Raw genomic sequence first — 19,072 nt, forward strand, 5'->3', positions numbered from 1 at the left:
AGGGCTTTCTTCAAAGTGTCCACCAACAAGGTCACAGTTCAAGGGCAAGGCGGCTTCAAATTACGCTTACTTATTGCTTCTTCAAATCCTCGATCGAACCGATTTCCATATACGACGGGACGACAAGGCCGATCTTTGTCCCGTTCAGGTTCGGTCCCAAATCTTCGAATTTTCCGTTGAATTCGTCATAATAGTCCTTATGCGTCGTCGGCAGCCATGCGGCAACCATCGCGTCGGCATCGCCGCCCGCAACTCCCGACCACATCGGACCGGCTTCCACCTGCAGCATTTCCACCTTGTAACCGAGACGGCTTTCCAATACGTTCTTAACGACATTGGTGCTGGCGATTTCCGAATCCCAAGCGACATAGGCCAGTGTAAGCTGCTTGCCTTCGGCTTTCGGGATGTCCTTCGTCCAAGCGTCCGCTTTATCGGCGTTCGCTTCCACCCATTCGGCTGCGGCTTCTTCCGGTTGTTTGCCGTCTTGAATCGAAACCATTACCTTGGCCATTTCGTCAGGCGTCCATTCGAAGTTATCCAAGAACGCGTACGCCGACGGATGATCGTCTTTCAGACCCGTGCGGACAATCGTATGAATTTGTTCGTCACCGCCGTATACGCCCTTCGGATCCTCCAAATATTTCAATTCGTATTTGGCGAACATCCAATGGGGAGTCCAGCCGGTAACGATGATCGGCTTTTTATCTTCATACGCCTTGTCCAGCGCCGCGGCCATCGCGGTGCCCGACCCTTCCACCAATGTCCAGTCCGTCAGGCCGTACTCCTCGACCGCCGAGGCGGTAGCCTTCATGAGTCCTGCGCCGGGGTCAATGCCGATGATCTCGTAATTTACTTGATCCCCGACAAAACCGGAATCGCTTGCCGCGGGTGCGGAACAAGCCGATATCGCAGCGACAGATACGGCTAAAACCGCCGCCGGCAAAAATCCTCGAAACATCTTTTTTCTGATTGACATGTCAACCTCTCCTTTGTTTGTTGCTTCGAATTATATTTTGAGTAATCCGGTCCAGCAAAATCGCAAGTATGACGACGGCAAGACCGGCCTCGAAGCCTTCCCCTATTTTCAATTGCGTGACGGCGCGGTAAACGTCCGCCCCAAGTCCTTTCGCTCCGATCATGGAAGCGATGACCACCATGGAAAGCGAAAGCATTATCGTTTGATTGATCCCCGCTACGATCGTGGGAACAGCTATGGGAAGCTGAACCTTCACCAATTTTTGCATCGGGGTCGACCCGAACGCGTCGGCCGCCTCCGCCAAATCCGCCGGCACTTGCCGGATGCCTAAGTTCGTCAAGCGGATCGTCGGCGGAACCGCGAAGATCACGGAAGCGATTACGCCCGGACCGACGCCAAGCCCGAAGAAGAAGATGGCCGGAATCAAGTACACGAAGGCAGGCATCGTCTGCATGAAATCGAGAATCGGCGTCAAGGCGTTCTGTATGGCGTCTTTTCTTGCGCTAAGAATGCCGAGCGGGACTCCGATCACTATCGAAATGAGCGCGGACGTGATGACCAGAGCCAATGTGTCCATCGTGCTTTCCCAATAGCCGAGATTATGAATCAATAGAAGTCCTGCAAGAGCAAACAATGATAAACGCCATTTCCCGATCACATACGATATGACCGTCAAAATAAAGATCATGATCAGAGGATGCGGGAAGTGGAACCAGAAAGCGAAAAAATCGACGGTTCCCCGGATCGAAAGCTTAATGCCGTCAAAGAATAAAGAAAAATTATCCATCAACCAGTCTACAAACGTCTCCACCCATTCAGCGAGCGGTATTTTCCATTGCATTGGAAATCACCTCCCGGCTTTGAAGGTTGATTTGGCCCGCGAGTGCTCCAAGCACGGCGCCTTTCACGATAATGCCGAGCAGCCGCCCTTCTTCGTTGGTTACCGCCACCGGATATTTCGACCTGCCGCAAATTTCAAACAGCTCGTGCAGCAGCGTTTCGGGACGCACCGTCTCCACTTCGGAGATGGCGATTTGCTCGAGCTGCAATCCGTCTTTCACCGCGTTCGATGCATCGTCCGCCGTAACGACTCCTAGAAGCTTCTTTTTCTTGTCCACTACATAAAGTGTGGAGACGCCGCTTTCGCGCATCAATTGAAGCGCAACCCGAGGTCCGCGGTCCGGGCCGATCGTTTCCGGACGACGCATCACGTGGGCGGCTGTCAGCACCTTGGACAGATCGACGTCCTCCACAAACCGCTCGACGTATTCATTCGCCGGATTAATCATAATTTCTTCCGGAGTCCCGATTTGAACGATCGCTCCGTCTTTCATCAAAGCGATTCGGTCTCCGATTCGCAATGCCTCGTCCAAGTCGTGAGTGATGAAGACGATCGTCTTCTTCATCTTCGTTTGCAGCTCCAGCAGTTCGTCCTGCATATCCTTGCGGATGAGAGGATCCAGTGCGCTGAACGCCTCGTCCATCAGCAAAATATCCGGATCGTTCGCCAACGCGCGCGCCAGCCCGACCCTCTGCTGCATCCCTCCGCTTAATTGATCGGGATAGCTGTTTTCCCAGCACTCGTCCAGCCCGACAAGCGCGAGCGCGTCCATTGCTTTGGCTCTCCGTTCCTTCTTATCCACTCCTCGGACTTCAAGACCGTATTCCACGTTCTGAATAACCGTCCGATGAGGGAATAACGCGAATTTTTGAAATACCATGCTTATTTTTTTTCTGCGTACTTGTCTTAACTGCTCCGGGCTCATCTTGACGATGTCCTGTCCTTGGATGAGCACCTGCCCCCTTGTCGGTTCGATCAGGCGGTTCAGCAGACGGACCAGGGTCGATTTTCCGCTCCCCGACAATCCCATGATCACGAAAATTTCTCCGGGTTCGACGGAGAACTGCGCCCGTTTGACGCCGACGGTCAGTTTCGTTTGTTTATAAATCGCTTCTTTGGATACCCCTTGCTCGAGCAATGGAAACGCTCTTTCCGGATCGGTTCCGAAAACTTTCGTTAACTCCTTCACTTCAATAATGGGCACTCGTTTCACCTCATCTTTTTCTGTAACCCCCGAAAATTACATGGCCGCATGGGCAGCTTTCACTGAATTAAGTGTATCGAACAAGGAAAATCGAGGTCAAAGCTCAAAACAGTACGTTAAGTACGTACAGTAAAAACTTTACGTACAAAACATGCCGAATACTCCCGTTTCCTTACAATTCCTTTCCGAACGCTTTCTTTACATTGAAAATTATATTTTCTACAATGAGTCGTAACAGCCGATAACGGAGGAACTCGCCATGAATCCATGGGAAGGTATTACCGAACAACAGGCATCAACCATTCATAAAGCGAGAAAGAGAGTCATAGAATCGATTGGCGCCAACATGGATTTGTATGGAGTGACTCACTCCACCGGTCATTTGTACGGACTAATGTTTTTTCAAGACCGGCCGATGACGTTGGATGAGATGGGCGGCGCCATGGAGATGAGCAAAACAAGCATGAGTACGGGCGTCCGTACGCTGCTGGATTTAAAGATGGTGCACAAAGTATGGGAAAAAGGTTCGCGGAAAGATTACTACGAGGTTGAAACCGATTGGTATCAGACATTTGCGGATTTCTTTGTGGTAAAATGGAAAAAGTCGGTCGAAATGAACCTGCAGGCGATACGAAAATCGAAGCAGGAGCTGGAGGGGTTGGCGGCTTCGCATCCCGAAGACGCAGCCCTCGCTGACATTGTCGATAGAGATATTCAGAAGCTCGAAGAAACGATCCGATATTATTTGTGGCTGCTGCGTCTGATCGACACATTTGAGTCGGGTGAAATTTTTAAGTTGGTGCCCAAAGATTAAGTTTGTGCCAACATCCAAGGGGAATACTCATGATTCGTCGTTTTCTCGCTTATTACCGGCCGCATAAGAAGCTGTTCCTGCTTGATTTCAGCTGCGCCGTTATCGTTGCGCTGCTGGAGCTGGCCTTTCCGATGGCCGTTCAATGGATGATCGATTCGCTGCTTCCGTCGCAAAACTGGTCCGCGATCATGTGGGCGGGAGTCGGTCTGCTGCTGTTATATTTAGTCAGTATGGGACTGCAGTTTGTGGTCAACTATTGGGGACACAAGCTGGGTATCAATATTGAGACGGATATGCGACGGCAGCTGTTTAATCACGTGCAGAAGCTGTCGTTTCGTTTCTTTGACAACACGAAGACCGGACATCTTATGTCGCGCATCACAAACGACCTGTTCGACATCGGCGAGCTTGCGCATCACGGGCCCGAGGATCTGTTTATCGCGATAATGACGTTCGTCGGCGCGTTCGGCATTATGGCCACGGTCAATTGGGAGCTGGCGGTCATTACGTTCACGGTCGTGCCGCTGCTTGTTTGGCTGATCGTGCACTTCAACAAGAAGCTGCACCGGGCCGCCACCAACATGTTCGAGCAAATCGGCGAAGTAAACGCACGCGTGGAAGACAGCATTTCGGGCATTCGCGTGGTGAAATCGTTCGCCAACGAAGAGCATGAGCGGACGCGTTTCCATGCGAACAACAATCTGTTTCGTTTAGCGAAGCTGCGTTCTTACTTGGCGATCTCCTACAGCTCGTCCGGGATCTACATGTTGACCCGTCTTATCTCGTTGACCGTGTTGGTTTGCGGAGCATGGTATGCATTCAGAGGGCACTTGACTTACGGTGAATTGGTCGCATTCTTGCTATATGTGAACATCTTCCTCAAACCGATCGATAAGATCAACGCATTAATGGAGAGCTATCCGAAAGGAATGGCGGGCTTTAAGCGGTATTGCGAGCTGCTCGATACGGAGCCGGATGTGAAGGATCGTCCCGAAGCGATCGAGGTCGGCCATTTGCGGGGAGATATCCGGTTTCACAATGTAACCTTCGGTTATGAAGGGCATACGCAGGTGTTGAAAAACATCAATTTGAACATTCGGGCCGGAGAAACAGTGGCGCTCGTCGGACCGTCGGGGGCGGGAAAATCGACGATATGCAGCTTAGTGCCTCGTTTCTATGAAATTGAAGAGGGCAGCGTTACCATCGACGGTATCGATATCCGGGATATGACGCAGCGTTCGCTTCGTTCCCACATCGGCGTCGTGCAGCAGGATGTGTTTCTGTTTAACGGGACGATTCGCGAGAATATCGAATACGGCAGGCTCGGAGCGGGCGAAGCGGAAATTCGGGAGGCGGCCCGCAGGGCGCATCTCGACGCATTGATCGAGTCGCTGCCCGACGGTTTGGACACGGTTATCGGCGAGCGGGGGCTGAAGCTGTCCGGCGGCCAGCGGCAGCGTCTTTCGATTGCGCGCATGTTCTTGAAAAATCCGCCGATTCTTATATTGGACGAAGCAACCTCGGCGCTTGACACGGAGACGGAAGCGATTATCCAGCAAGCGCTGCAGGAATTGTCCGTCAACCGTACGACGCTGGTCATCGCTCACCGGTTGGCCACGATCCGTCATGCGGACCGTATTGTAGTGGTAACGGAAGACGGCATTGCCGAAGAAGGAAGCCATCATGAATTGATCGCTGCGGGCGGCGTCTACAGCCGTCTGCACCAAGTGCAGGTGGGGTGAGGCGGCGGGAACGCCGATCTACGGCGCAGCGGCAAAAATTACCGCTAGAGAACGAGTTCGGATAATCGTTGAACTGCAGCGGTAAAAACTACCTCTGCATTCAACGAATTGTGTGCAAAGAGCGTTTTGGCAACTGTACAGCGGTAATTGTTGCCGCTAGGGAGTGCAGTAATTTGCTTTGGCTGTTGCAGCGGCAATTTTTTCCGCTGCAACGAGGGCCCCCTATAAAGGATAAATTTCCCTTTACACGTGCGTGCGTGCCGAAAGAACCGCTATGCCCGACGGTTACCGGACCTCATACAAGTACACTCTCCAAGCCGATTCCTCGTGATCGAACCTCTTCAGAAGAAACAGCCGGTTGCTCTCCGCATTCGCGATCCGTACGGCGGAAAATATGTACCTCCCTCCCAACTGTTCAAACGCTTCGGTATTTAACTCCAAATTGCGGATTTTCTTCTTCGACGTTTTCCGGTAATCGTATTTCTTGCCGAGCTCCGCCACGAATACATAGCATCTTCCTCCCCAAGTGTCGAAATACGTTCGCAATTTTTTGCTCTTATCCAGCTCTTTCGCAATGATCTTCCGAAACGCATGTTTATATTGCAAGGAGTAGAAGTTATTGTAGGTATCCAAAGTATAAAAACCGTTATATTGCGCTATCGCGGGGTGCAGCCCGATACTGGCGACACGGTATGCATGCTTCGGCAGACCGATGAACCGTTCGATTTCGCGGAACTGCTCCACAGCGTAAAATTCGCGGAAAGACGGTTTATTTTCGTAACGGTACACGAGTTCGTCATTATAGGCGAACAACAGCGCCACCTGCCCGACGATGGCGGCCTTGACGAGCATCTTCCCCTTTCCCCCTCCCCTCTGCCATAACAACCAACATCCGATAGCGAATCCCAGATAAATGATGAGCGGGCGCAAGAAGTGGAACCGGGCGAAATTAAACGTATTCAAAATATCGATCTTTACTTTCAATGGCTGCCAGGCTTCATGGAACCAGAACGCATACCATGTGGATAAAGCGAAATTGAGCGTGAATAGGAACATGAAAGCACCGGACATGGGCAAGCTTCTCCAGTTTCGGCGGCCAAGGCACAGGTAGAAGACGACAAGCGTCAGCGGCAGCACAAACACGGTATGCAGCGTCATCACATGGTTGTGTCCTAGCACGAAATTTTTTACGGTTAACCGGATGCAGCGCCATGTATCCAGACGGGAGGAAACGAATTCGTTGCGGCTGGTCGGCTCACCCGAGACGACAAGAGAGAGAAGCAGGCGGTATTCCACCAGTAAATAAACGGAACACATCAAGATGATGCTCCTGAGGAAGGGCGCGTTCCATCTCTTCTTGGTTACCGCGTCCCACAGCCAAAGAACGGCGACCGCCGTCAAGAAGAAGAAAAAGCCGAGCACCAGACTGGAATAAAACGGGATCAACACGAGGGCCGCCCATTGCTTCCATGTTCCGCGTCCGTTGCGAATGTGAAGGAACGCCCATAAAGCCATCGGTTGCCCCAACGTGCTCAGCATCCCCGAAGGCCAGAACGGCGTCAAAGCGAATGCGAGCGGCACTCCGATACGGATAAAAGCGGTTTCCGGACGGCCGGTCACATGATCCTTAATAAGCAAGTACATGCCTAGAAAGGCGAAAATTCTAGTTATTGTCTGGCTTAGCGCATAGGCCGCCATGGATGGAAAGAGCGCATGCAAAAGCACGATTCCGCTGAATTCGGTCCCGAATGCGTTGCGCGAAAGCCCGTTGATGATTTGCGGAATTACAGCCGAATACGGCCCGAACCATTCGCCGCTGCGGACGAGCACCTTGTACCAAGCGATGTTGGAATCGAGGTTGTCGTGGACGCGGATATGGGCGTCTTCACCCAGGATGTACAGAGGGGATACATATAGAGCCAGCAGTACGAAAGCAATCGCAAGCATCTTGTTTTCATGACGGCCAAGCTGCATTAACGGGTCTCCTAAGTGATTTGATGCAAATTAATATTCCTCTTTTCGCCATTGAATATTTTGGAAAAGGACGGCAAAACATATCTTTTGTTTTCGTATATACATGTTTCGGAGGACAACAAATTGAAATTGTTACAAAGCTTTGGATTGCGGGAGAACAACGGCTTCGCATATCTTTCGGCGCTCTTGATCTGGCTGAAAACATACTTTGTGCAGCGGTTCTGCTTTGTGCTGCCCGTCAAAGGGTGGTATCAGGAACTCATTATTTTCATCAGTCCGTTAAGCTCTGTATTGGTTTTATTGAGTCTTATTATGATTTTCTTGCGGCGCGGCGTACGTGCGGCCGTTATCGCCGCCAGCGCGTTCACCTCATTGCTGCTGCTGGCGGATCTCGTATATTTTCGGTTTTACAACGATTTCATTACGATTCCGGTCTTATTCCAATCGGACAACTTGGGCGATTTGTGGGGAAGTATTTTCAGCCTCCTTCGCCCGCTGGATCTGCTCATTTTTACGGATACGCTCGCTCTTGCCGTTGCGGCGTGCGCCATGGGATGCAGGGCAGCCGCCTGGGGCAAATACCGGATCGCGGCCGCGCTTGTGCTTGCGTTCATGGTATTTTCGACGAATTTGTCGATGGCCAACACCGTTCGGCCGGAGCTGCTGGAACGGACGTTCGACCGCCAAATTATGGTCAAAAGCATCGGCGCTTACAATTATCACTTGTACGACGCTTTGGTCAATGCGCAGATGGGATCGAAAAAAGCGTTCGCAAGCAACGGAGATTTGGTCGAGATCGAAAATTTCTTGCGGCAGATCCCCAAGGATGAAATCGACGCCGAGATGTTCGGAATAGCAAAAGGTTACAATGTGTTTCTGATTTCTATGGAGTCGCTGCAAAGCTTCGTGATCGGCAGGAGCATCGAAGGCAATGAAATTACGCCTTTTTTAAACCGCCTGATAAAAGACAGCATTTATTTCGAAAATTTTTATCACCAGACGGGTCAAGGCAAGACTTCCGATGCCGAGTTTCTTGCGGATACGTCCTTGTACCCGCTCCCGAGCGGCGCCGTCTATTTCACGCATGCGCAGAATGCGTATGACACCCTTCCGAAAATATTGAAGAAGCTGGGTTATTACACCGCGGTATTTCATGCGAACGACCCGTCGTTCTGGAATCGGGGCCACATGTATCCCACGATGGGGTACGAGCGGTTTTTCGCCGCTTCCGATTACAACATTACGGAACAAAACTCGATCGGCTGGGGACTAAAAGATATATCCTTTTTCGAACAAACGACCGATTTGGCCAAAAGCTTGCCCGAACCTTTCTTCGCGAAGCTGATCACTTTGACAAACCATTATCCGTTCGAGCTGACCGCAGGGGACCGGTTCATTCCCGAATATACGTCCCGGTCGCAGACGTTAAACCGGTACATAGCGACAGTAAGGTATATGGACGAAGCGTTGAAGCGGTTTTTTGACAAGGTGAAGGAAGAAGGATTATATGAGCGCTCGATATTCGTCTTATATGGGGATCACTATGGCATATCGCAAAAACACAGGAAAGCGATGGCCGGGCTGCTGGGGAAAGAAAAGCTTACTCCGTTCGACCATGCGCAGCTGCAGCGCGTGCCTCTCATCATTCACATTCCGGGATCCGCCGGGAAGAGAATGAAGACGGTCGGGGGACAAGTCGACCTGAAGCCGACCGTTCTTCATCTTCTCGGCGAGGAAACCGTGGGGGAGATCAATTTCGGGCACGGTCTGTTTGCGAAAAACAGACCGGAATTTGCCGTATTTCGCGACGGAAGCTTCGTGACGGACCGGTACGTCTTCACGGAAAATACGTGTTATGACAAAGCGACCGGCGAAAAAACCGACAAGGCCCGGTGCGAACCGTTCAGGGAATTGGCCGACAAGCATTTGACATATTCGGATCAAATCATTTACGGAGATCTTCTGCGGTTCAATCCTCGATTTTGAAATGGCTGATCTCCTTGAAGATCGCCTCCGACAAAGAGTTCATATTTTGCGCTTCGGCGGCGACACGGCCGACCGACCGGTCTTGTTCCGCCGAAGACGCGGCGGTTTCCTGAACTCCGGCGGCTGTCTGTTGGGCGATGGAGGCGACGATCTGCACCGATTCGGCCAGATGTTCCTGCTTCTCCTTGGAATCGTTCACTTTCTCGTTGATAAACCGAATTTGTTCGTCGAAGTCGGAGATGACGGAGAAAATCGTCCGGAACGTCGCTTGGGTTTCCTCCACTTTGCCGTTCTGCGTCATAAGACTGTCCATCGCCGTGCCCATAAGGCGCGAAACATCGGCGGTTTGCCTGCGCAGGTCCGACAATATGTGCTCGATCCTTTTGGAAGATTGGTTTGATTGCACCGACAGCTCCCGCACTTCTTCCGCAATGACCGCAAACCCTTTGCCTTGCTCGCCCGCACGGGCCGATTCAATGGAGGCGTTCAAGGCCAAAATGTTCGTGCGCTGGGAGATGTCGGCGATCGTACCCGTTATTCCGGCGATTTCGGAGGATTGCTTTTCCAGACGGGCAAGCGCCTGCTGCATTGTTTTTACGGCGTCAACCGTGACTCGCGAAGCGTCCTGCAGTTGTTCTACAAGCACGGCGCCTGTCTTTGCGTGCCGATTCGCTTTGGCGCCGGTGCCAAGCAGGACGGAAGCCGTCGATTCGATTTCTTGCAGCCGGTCTTCCCATTCGCGGAGGACGGACGAGCTCCGTTCGGCCTGCACCGCCTGTTTCGATGCGCCGGCCGCAATTTGTTCCATGGCGGCGACGATGCTTCCGTTAGAGTCCGCCGTCGTGCGGGCGAACCCCGCAAATAGCTGGCTTTGTTCCCGTAACGATTCCGCGAACCTCTTCGTCTCCGTCAACATATGCTTGATCCGGGCGACGCTTGCGTCCAAGCTGTCGCTTAACAGTCCCAGTTCGTCTTTCGTTCTTGCGTTGATGGTGTGACGCAGGTCTCCTTCGCTTAACAATTGTACCGAGCGGCTGATTTTGCTTATTCCCCTTCTAAGCGAAAGAACGAGAGTTACGGCTAGCGCAACGCCGACGATCAAAGCGGCCGCCGCGGCGTAAGAGGTGACCGTCCGGGTCTCGGCAAGAAGCTTGGCCGTCTCTGCTTTCGCTTCTTCATCGGCCGCCGTATAGGCATCGTAAAACTTCTGCACAAGATCGAATATCGTTTGCTTGTGCAGTTGAGATAGCATGTAAGCCCGCGCAAGAGATTCTTGCTTTTCAATCGGGGACAAGCTCGGATCGTCGGCGATCGCTTTCACGCGCTCGAAATTGCCCATGAACTCTTTGGAAACGGCGGTCAACCGGGCTCCCCATTCCCGCTGCTCGCGGTCAGCCGCCGTTTGCCCCACCTGCTTGACCAATAGATCGAGCTTGGCGCTTAATGCGTCGTAACGATCGACGAGATCGGACTTATTGGAAACCATGTATCCGGTGGCGACGGAATCCAGCTCAAAAACCAGCATCTTTAATTCGGCAGAAAGCTGCTGCCGGGTCGCCAGGTTTCTTTCATAGGTATCTTTCGCTTGAATTTGTTCCATGCGGAAATGATTAAAAATGGCAACCGCGGAGAATATAAGAAGGACTAAAGCGAACCCGGCCGCCAGTTTCACCGATAAACCCGTATGGCGTAATAAAGAGATGAAGTTGAGTTGCGGGCGGTGCGTGCGGGATCGAAGCTGCGTCAGCATGCGCGTAAACACTCCTTTAATATATGTATGGCTTCAACACCGAATTGTAAACAAAGATTGTTAACGGAGTGTCATATATTGTTAACGGAGTGTCAGAAGTTATCGAAACTCGTCGAATACGCTGCAGCCGATGAATCGGATTCGACAATTTTACAAAGAATTAACAAAACTTTGGGACTAAGTTAACAAATGAGGTTTATAGTGGACAACGTAAGAGAAAATTTTAAAATTCATTAGGGAGTGGTCTTGAGTGTCAAAGGCATGGTTAGGTAAAGGTTCGTTATTGCTCGCAGCTATTATCATGGTGTTTGCATTGGCTGCTTGCGGCGCGAACAATGCCGGACAGGAACCTACGAACGGAGCGGGCGGAACAACAGAAGAAGCGCCTGCAGAAAACCAAGCGCCTGCCGATGAGCCGGCGGAATTGTCCGGTGAAATCAAACTTGACGGTTCGTCTACCGTATATCCGATTTCTCAAGCGGTCGCAGAAGAGTTCATGAACATCCACAGCGGCGTGAACGTGACGGTCGGATTGTCCGGTTCCTCGAACGGAATCAAGGCGATCATTAACGGCACAGCCGACATCGCTGACGCTTCCCGGACCATTAAAGATAAAGAAGTAGAGGAGATCAAAGCTAAAGGCGACGACGTCGTCGAGATGCCGGTCGCTTACGACGGAATTACGGTCGTTGTTCACCCGGAGAACGACTGGGCGACAGAAATGACGGTTGAAGAGTTGAAGAAGATTTGGAATAAAGGCAGCACGGTAACGAAGTGGAGTGAAGTTCGCGAAGGTTGGCCGGACGAGAAGATCACATTGTTCGGTCCTGGCACGGCTTCCGGTACGTTCGAATATTTCACGGATGAGATTAACGGCGAAGCGAAAGTATCCCGCGAAGATTACACGGCGTCCGAAGACGACAATGTCCTGGTTCAAGGCGTGTCCGGCGACAAGTACGCCCTCGGTTACTTCGGCTTTGCGTACTACGAAGAGAACAAGGATAAGCTGAAAGCTGTAGCTATTAAAGAGAACGCGGATGCGCCTGCCGTATTGCCGTCTCTTGAGACGATCGGCGACTTCTCCTATAAGCCGCTTTCCCGATTCATTTATATCTACCCGTTGAAGAGCGCGATGGAGCGCCCGGAAGTGAAAGAATTCCTCAAGTTCTATATGAGCCCGGAAGGCTCTGCGCTGGCCGGCGAAGTCGGATACGTGCCGCTCGACCAAGCGACGCTCGACAAAAACTTGAGCTTGATTCCTGAGTAAATACTCCAAAAGTTCGACAAAATTTGCTATAATATTCGAGGTTGATTAACCGTGGCGAATCATGGCGCTTTCATGACTCGCCACGGTTATCGACTTATGTCAGCCTATTGAAAACGGGAGTTGCATATGGAACGCCAAATGAAGAAGTCCGCATTAACGAGCCGCAAAAGCATTTTTTCCTCCGATATCATCATGCCGAAAGTCTTGTTGTTGTTCGCCGCGATATCGATTTTGACGACGGTAGGGATCGTGCTTGTTTTGCTGGAGGAGTCATATCGATTTTTCCAAAAAGTCCCCATTCTTGAATTCATCACGGGAACAAAATGGACCCCGCTGTTCGCCGATCCGCAATACGGAGTCCTTCCTCTGCTTGTCGGAACCTTCCTCGTTACTGTGATCGCAAGCATTGTCGCTTTACCATTGGGATTAGGCAGCGCCATTTATTTAAGCGAATATGCGCCCGACAAACTTCGGTCGGTGTTAAAGCCGGTATTGGAAATATTGGCCGGAATTCCAACGATCGTGTACGGATTTTTCGCGCTGTCTTTCGTAACCCCGATCATTCGGGCCATTCTCCCGCAGACCGAGGTTTTTAACGCGCTCAGCGCCGGAATTGTTGTGGGCATTATGATTATACCGATGATATCCTCCTTGAGTGAAGACGCGATGAGCGCCGTTCCGGCAAGCCTTCGCAACGCAGCCTACGCTCTCGGTTCAACGAAACTTGAAGTTGCCGTGAAAGTCGTCGTGCCCGCCGCATTATCCGGAATCGTCGCTTCGTTCGTACTGGGCTTGTCCCGTGCGGTCGGCGAAACGATGATCGTGACTTTGGCCGCGGGAGCGCTGCCCAACATGTCGTTTAACCCTCTGCAAAGCGTAGAGACGTTAACCGCGTATATCGTTTCCGTCGCCAGCGGCGACACGACATACGGAAGTGTCGGATATTTGACCATTTATTCCGTCGGATTTACATTGTTTGTTATTACATTACTTATGAATATTATTGCAGGCTACATTTCCAGAAAGTTTAGGGAGGAATATTGATGGCCCGTTCTGCCGAAGAGATAAGAATCAGCCGACGCAAGCGGATGAACGCCTTGTTTCATGCCTTATTTTTTTCCTCCACTTTAATTGGTGTCGTAGCGCTCGCATTGTTGATATATCAAGTGCTTTCCCAAGGGCTGGGCTGGCTCGATTGGCAGTTCCTGACCAGCAATTCCTCCCGGAGTCCGGAACGGGCCGGCATTTACACGGCTCTTCTGGGTACGCTGTGGCTGATGGCGATAACCGCTCCGTTAACGTTCATCATCGGGGTGTTTACAGCGATATATTTGGAAGAATATGCGAAGGATACGAAGATATCGAGATTGATCCAGACGAACATATCCAATCTTGCCGGCGTCCCTTCGATCGTATACGGCATTCTCGGATTGACGATTTTCGTCCGGTTGTTCGCATTCGAGCAAAGCATTCTTTCCGGCGCGCTGACGATGACGCTGCTCGTACTGCCGATTATTATCGTCGCTTCCCAAGAGGCGATCCGGGCGGTACCGGGCAGTTTGCGCCACGCTTCCTTCGCGCTTGGCGCTAACCGTTGGCAAACCGTCGTAAGGGTCGTGCTGCCTTCGGCCATGCCGGGCATAATGACGGGCTCGATACTGTCCTTGTCGCGTGCGATCGGCGAAACCGCGCCTTTGATCGTTGTCGGCGCCGCCGCTTTCATCATACGGCCGCCGCAAGATTTGTTCTCGCAATTTACGGCGATGCCCATTCAGATTTATACTTGGGCCAGCCAGCCTAAAGCCGAGTTTCAGAATATTTCCGCCGCGGCCATTATCGTACTATTGGTGATTTTGCTTGGAATGAATGCGCTCGCCATCATCTTGCGCAACAAATATCAAAGGAAGTAACCTGAAAAAAAGGGATCCGTTTGGAGGAGAAGCCATGTCCGCTCGCACCATAGTGAATATCAACGATTTACAGCTGTACTACACGGATTTCCATGCGTTAAAGTCCGTGAAAATGCAAATAAAGGCGAATTCGGTCACAGCGTTCATCGGACCGTCCGGCTGCGGCAAATCGACGCTGCTCCGCACGTTGAACCGCATGAACGATATGATCAAAGGGGTCAAGATTACAGGGGCAATCGAAGTGGACGGCACGGACATATACGACCCGGCGGTGAACGTTGAATTGCTGCGCAAGAAGATCGGCATGGTATTCCAACAGCCGAACCCGTTCCCGAAATCGATATACGACAACATCGCATACGGACCGCGCATCCATGGAATAACAAAGAAAGCCGAACTCGATTCGATCGTCGAGAAAAGTTTGCGGGGCGCCGCGCTCTGGGATGAAGTGAAGACCGACTTGAAGAAAAGCGCGTACGGCCTGTCCGGCGGGCAGCAACAGCGTCTTTGCATCGCACGCGCGCTCGCGGTGAATCCGGAAATACTTCTCATGGACGAGCCGACGTCGGCGTTGGATCCGATTTCCACGCTGAAAATAGAGGAACTTATCCAAGAATTGAAGAATAAGTATACAATTGTAATCGTAACGCATAACATGCAGCAGGCGGCTCGCGTATCAAGCGATACCGCATTTTTCCTTAACGGCGAAGTCGTCGAGTTTAACGAAACCGTAAAACTGTTCTCCAACCCTCGCGACCAACGTACGGAGGATTACATTTCCGGCCGCTTCGGCTAACTACACAAAAATGGGGTGGGCGTATGCCGCTACATCGTCAACAATTCGACACTGCATTGGAAGAACTTCGAAACGAGCTCATCGATATGGGGAAGAAAGTCGAAGAAGCCATTATCGAGTCGGTCGAGTCGCTCCGGACGAACGATCTGGATCGGGCGAACCGGGTCATAGAACAAGATATTGAATTGAACCGCATGGAAGAGAAGATCGCCGAGATGGGTTCGTCCCTTATCGCTTTGCAGCAGCCCGTCGCGAAGGATTTGCGAAGAATCTTAATTGCGTTCAAGATGGCGAGCGATTTGGAGCGGATGGGCGACCTCGCGGTCGATATCGCGAAGACGGTACGGCGCATAAACGGCGAACAATTGGTCAAGCCGCTGGTGGACATTCCCCGGATGGCGGAAATCGTTCAGCTGATGACGAGCGACAGCTTGCGCGCCTATATTGAAGAAAATGTGGACCTCGCATACAAAATGGCCAAGATGGACGATGAAGTCGACCATCTTCACGCGCAAATACTGCGCGAATTGTTCGTGTTCATGATGGAAAACCCGAAGACGGTCAATCAGTCGCTTCTTCTTTGTTTCGTAAGCCGCTATTTGGAGCGGATGGCCGACCATGCCACAAACATCGGGGAAAGCGTCGTCTATCTCGTTATGGGCCAACGCCCGGATTTAAACCAATAGTTAAACCGGCGAGAGAGGTTGTTTTCGTGATCTGCGTCAAATCCTTTGAAGTTCAATTGCTTCAGCAAATTTCGTCTCATATGAACGAAGGAACGGTTGGTCTTATTTGCTTGGACATCACGAAACTGGCGCAGCTTGAAGTAAAATACGGGCGAACGTTTTGCGAGCGAATGGCGCTTGCGGCGCGAACGTTTTTGGAAGAGCTGCGCCCCCTCCTGCCCAACGTCTTCTCCGTCAAGTCGGTTGGCGACGTTTTTTTTGTTTACGCCGCTTTTGAAGGCAGCGAGTTGAATCGAGCTCTCCGGCAGTTGGAAGAGACGAGCCAAGAATTGAAACTATTTTTGGAATCGAGGCTCCGGCCGCAGTTTCCCGCGGAACCCCAGATTACCGTAAGTACCGGATCGGCGCTGCTTTTCCACTCTTCCGAACGAGAGCTCGAGTCCATACTGTATTCGGCGGTAAAGGAAGCGATCCGTCAAGCCAGAAGCCCTTCGCACAGCCTGGAAGAAGCCGCGCTCGTTGACGAGTTTGACACGATTCTGGCGCAGCGTAATGTCAGCCCCGTGTATCAACCGATACTTTCTTTGTCGGACGGCAAGCTGTTCGGATACGAAGCGTTTACGCGCGGTCCCGTGCAATCCTACTTCAGATCCCCTGTTCAGCTCTTTACGTTTGCCGAACGCGAAGGCAAGCTGGGCATCCTCGATAACATGACACGCGAAGAAGCGGTATCCGGCTGTTCGGGCATGGGGAACCATCAAAGACTGTTTCTCAACGTTCCCGCACGCATGTTTCACGACCCTCGGTTCACGCCCGGCCGGACGCTTGAATTGCTTCAACATTACGGCTTGAAACCGGGCAATATTGTGTTTGAAATAACGGATCGCAACACCATTGAAGATTTCCCGGCTGCGAGGCAAATCATTGATCAGTACCGCAATCAAGGCTGCCTGATCGCCACCGATGACGCCGGCTCCGGATATTCCTCTTTGCAAGCAATTGCAGAAATCCAGCCTGATTTTATCAAACTAGACCGCTCTCATATCGTTAACATTCATAAAGACAAAGTGAAAGAATACGTATTGGAGACGTTCATCACATTCGCCAAGCGCCTTAACATTAAACTCATAGCCGAAGGAATCGAACAGACGGACGACCTTGCCAAGCTGATAAAGATGGGCGTTCATTACGGCCAAGGTTACCTGCTCGGTTACCCGGCCGCGGAATTGGCGGAAGCGGATCCGAGCGTGCGGGAATCGATCGCGCGGCTGAACGAGAGAACCGTGTACAGCGGCAACGCATTGATGATCGGAGATATTGTTTCGCCGATAAAAACATTCGGCTCCGGCACTTATACTTCAGAGGTCGTAAAGTATTTCCGCGAGCACGGGGACGAAACGGGAGCCGTCATATTGCAAGAGGACAAGCCGGTCGGTCTCATGTCCCGCGACAACTTGTTCCGGAAGCTTGCCGTTCAATACGGGATTTCTTTGTATTGGAATAAGGAAATTTCTCATTTAATGGACGAGAATCCGCTTATCGTCGATTTCAATACGCCGCTCGAGAACGTGTCCCAGCTTGCCATGACCCGCGAATCGGGCAAGCTGTACGACTTGGTCGTCGTGACCAAGGGTGATAAGCTGGCTGGCGCGGTCACCGTTCGGGCGATACTTGAGAACATAACGAATATCCGGATGGAGCATGCGCGGGTCGCGAATCCGTTGACTGGGCTTCCCGGAAACGTTCAAATCCAGCGCGAGTTGAACCGGCGCCTTCTGAGCGGCGAACCGTTCTCGGTCATCTATATCGATCTTGATTATTTCAAGTGGTTTAACGATTACTTCGGCTTCCAGCGCGGGGATGAAGTGATCCAATTCACCGCCGAGGTCGTTCAGCATTCGACGGAAGTATGCGGTAATTCTCACGATTTTGTCGGTCATATCGGCGGGGACGATTTTATTGTCATTACAGCCGCCGAACAGCCGGACACGATTTGTTCCGAAATCATCAGACGTTTCGTGACGGGAATTCCCTCCTATTATGAAGGCCAACTGACCGTCGACTTTGTGCAAGACCGCAACGGAAATAAGGTGGAATCGGACGGCATTGCGGTTTCATTGTCGCTTGTCAACGTTACCGAAACACAATCCGTTACCGTCGATATGATCTCACGAGCCGCTGCCGTTTGCAAGAAGAAAGCGAAGTCGCGCAAAGGCAACGTTTGGGTGTCCCAGAACATTTTTCCCGCCTCGTCCGTCACCGGAGCAAACGCGGCAAAGCGGTGAGCGATCCGATTCGGGCGACGGGCTTCCCGTTAAGCAGCCGGCGCGTCGTCTGCCGTTTGCTGCGAGAGCGGACCCATACCGCGCGCCAGCCCGCGCGAACCGCGCCGGCGACGTCGCGGTTCCATGAATCCCCGACCATAACGCACCGGGCGGGAGAGACGCGCAGCGCATCCGTAACGGCGCGAAACCGGGCGATGCTCGGTTTCTTGCTGCCGGAGGACGGAGGCGTGAACAGCTGGGATTCGGGCACGTAATCCCGCAAGCCTAATCGGTCCCATAACTGAAGAGCCGTCTTCCGGTTCGTGTCGCTGATGATGACGAGCCGGTATCGCTCGGAGAGCAGGGCCAACGCCTCCTTCGCGCCATCGGCCAGCTTTGCGCGTTCCGGCTGAATTTGCCGGATTCTGCTCAGGATCGCGGCCGCATTCTCATCGTTGGACGGGAAAGGCAAATCCTTCAACGCCGCCTTGATCCACTCCCTCCGGTGCGGCTCAACTCCGGCTCCGGCTGCTTTTCCCGTTCCCCTCCCTGTTCTTGTATCACTGCCTGTTTTTGTCCCCTTCCTTTCCCTTGCCGCCGTCCTCCATTTTTTAGACTGTTCATAATAAGCTTGCAGCGTACTTCCGACCACATCGCCATCCTCCCCGCCGCTCCAACGGCCGACCCAGTCTTGCACCGTCTCCTTATAGCTCGCGTCAAAAGCTTCTTTCCATTTCACTAACGTTCCGTTCAGATCGAACGCAACGAGCGATATTCGGTCGGGCGAAAACAAGCGCGATTGTTTCATTAGGTTGATCCCTCCTCCTAACAAATTATGCACAACAAAGAGCGCTATGCTATG

15 protein-coding genes are annotated in these 19,072 nt (G+C 52.0%); 9 read left to right on the forward strand and 6 right to left on the reverse strand.

Annotated elements, in window-relative coordinates:
- Positions 1-70: 70 nt before the first annotated feature.
- Genes JET16_RS28450 through proV form a run of 3 tightly spaced genes read right to left on the reverse strand, consistent with a single transcriptional unit; the run spans position 71 to position 3,021 of the window.
- Entirely contained in the window at positions 71-976 is a 906-nt protein-coding gene (locus tag JET16_RS28450) for a glycine betaine ABC transporter substrate-binding protein (protein WP_407673217.1), read from the reverse strand.
- A gap of 1 nt (position 977) precedes the next feature.
- Complete coding sequence (locus JET16_RS28455; RefSeq protein ID WP_199624462.1) at positions 978-1,817, reverse strand: ABC transporter permease; 840 nt, start codon at positions 1,815-1,817, stop codon at positions 978-980.
- Positions 1,792-3,021, reverse strand: a complete 1,230-nt coding sequence (gene proV, locus JET16_RS28460) for a glycine betaine/L-proline ABC transporter ATP-binding protein ProV (RefSeq protein WP_199624464.1) — start codon at positions 3,019-3,021, stop codon at positions 1,792-1,794. Before proV ends, JET16_RS28455 begins: the two co-directional genes overlap by 26 nt.
- Before the next feature lie 259 nt (positions 3,022-3,280).
- Here proV and JET16_RS28465 point away from each other — a divergent pair, with 259 nt between their 5' ends.
- A complete protein-coding gene (locus tag JET16_RS28465) occupies positions 3,281-3,835 on the forward strand; it encodes a GbsR/MarR family transcriptional regulator (RefSeq protein WP_199624466.1) in 555 nt (184 codons plus the stop codon).
- A gap of 29 nt (positions 3,836-3,864) precedes the next feature.
- Positions 3,865-5,577, forward strand: a complete 1,713-nt coding sequence (locus tag JET16_RS28470; protein ID WP_199624468.1) for an ABC transporter ATP-binding protein — start codon at positions 3,865-3,867, stop codon at positions 5,575-5,577.
- 285 nt (positions 5,578-5,862) lie between these two features.
- Here JET16_RS28470 and JET16_RS28475 read toward each other — a convergent pair whose 3' ends face one another.
- On the reverse strand, positions 5,863-7,551 hold the full coding sequence (locus JET16_RS28475; RefSeq protein WP_199624470.1) for a DUF6044 family protein: 1,689 nt from the start codon (positions 7,549-7,551) through the stop codon (positions 5,863-5,865).
- 123 nt (positions 7,552-7,674) lie between these two features.
- Here JET16_RS28475 and JET16_RS28480 point away from each other — a divergent pair, with 123 nt between their 5' ends.
- Complete coding sequence (locus JET16_RS28480) at positions 7,675-9,537, forward strand: LTA synthase family protein (protein WP_325176796.1); 1,863 nt, start codon at positions 7,675-7,677, stop codon at positions 9,535-9,537.
- Here the strand turns inward: JET16_RS28480 and JET16_RS28485 are convergent.
- On the reverse strand, positions 9,521-11,287 hold the full coding sequence (locus JET16_RS28485; protein ID WP_199624472.1) for a methyl-accepting chemotaxis protein: 1,767 nt from the start codon (positions 11,285-11,287) through the stop codon (positions 9,521-9,523). The genes JET16_RS28480 and JET16_RS28485 overlap by 17 nt on opposite strands.
- Positions 11,288-11,537: 250 nt before the next feature.
- Here JET16_RS28485 and JET16_RS28490 point away from each other — a divergent pair, with 250 nt between their 5' ends.
- The 6 genes from JET16_RS28490 to JET16_RS28515 all read left to right on the forward strand — a co-directional run bounded on the left by JET16_RS28490 (position 11,538) and on the right by JET16_RS28515 (position 18,231).
- Positions 11,538-12,554: a PstS family phosphate ABC transporter substrate-binding protein gene (locus tag JET16_RS28490; RefSeq protein WP_325176797.1), complete on the forward strand. Its 1,017-nt coding sequence runs from the start codon at positions 11,538-11,540 to the stop codon at positions 12,552-12,554.
- Positions 12,555-12,680: 126 nt separating this feature from the next.
- On the forward strand, positions 12,681-13,598 hold the full coding sequence (gene pstC, locus JET16_RS28495; protein ID WP_199624474.1) for a phosphate ABC transporter permease subunit PstC: 918 nt from the start codon (positions 12,681-12,683) through the stop codon (positions 13,596-13,598).
- On the forward strand, positions 13,598-14,464 hold the full coding sequence (gene pstA / locus JET16_RS28500; protein WP_199624476.1) for a phosphate ABC transporter permease PstA: 867 nt from the start codon (positions 13,598-13,600) through the stop codon (positions 14,462-14,464). Before pstC ends, pstA begins: the two co-directional genes overlap by 1 nt.
- Positions 14,465-14,498: 34 nt before the next feature.
- Positions 14,499-15,260, forward strand: coding sequence for a phosphate ABC transporter ATP-binding protein PstB (pstB, locus tag JET16_RS28505; protein WP_199624478.1), 762 nt, complete (start codon positions 14,499-14,501; stop codon positions 15,258-15,260).
- Between the two features lie 23 nt (positions 15,261-15,283).
- The gene (gene phoU / locus JET16_RS28510) at positions 15,284-15,946 is read left to right on the forward strand and encodes a phosphate signaling complex protein PhoU (RefSeq protein WP_199624480.1); all 663 of its coding nucleotides are present in this window, start codon (positions 15,284-15,286) and stop codon (positions 15,944-15,946) included.
- A 26-nt stretch (positions 15,947-15,972) separates the two neighbouring features.
- A complete protein-coding gene (locus JET16_RS28515) occupies positions 15,973-18,231 on the forward strand; it encodes a GGDEF domain-containing protein (RefSeq protein ID WP_199624482.1) in 2,259 nt (752 codons plus the stop codon).
- On the opposite strand, the gene JET16_RS28520 is transcribed toward JET16_RS28515, so the two are convergent.
- Positions 18,203-19,018 (reverse strand): HAD family hydrolase, encoded by an 816-nt coding sequence (locus JET16_RS28520; RefSeq protein WP_199624484.1) that lies wholly within the window; start codon positions 19,016-19,018, stop codon positions 18,203-18,205. The genes JET16_RS28515 and JET16_RS28520 overlap by 29 nt on opposite strands.
- Positions 19,019-19,072 lie beyond the last annotated feature (54 nt).

The sequence above is a fragment of the Paenibacillus alkalitolerans genome, assembly GCF_016482785.1.
GTDB classification, from domain to species: domain Bacteria; phylum Bacillota; class Bacilli; order Paenibacillales; family YIM-B00363; genus Paenibacillus_AE; species Paenibacillus_AE alkalitolerans.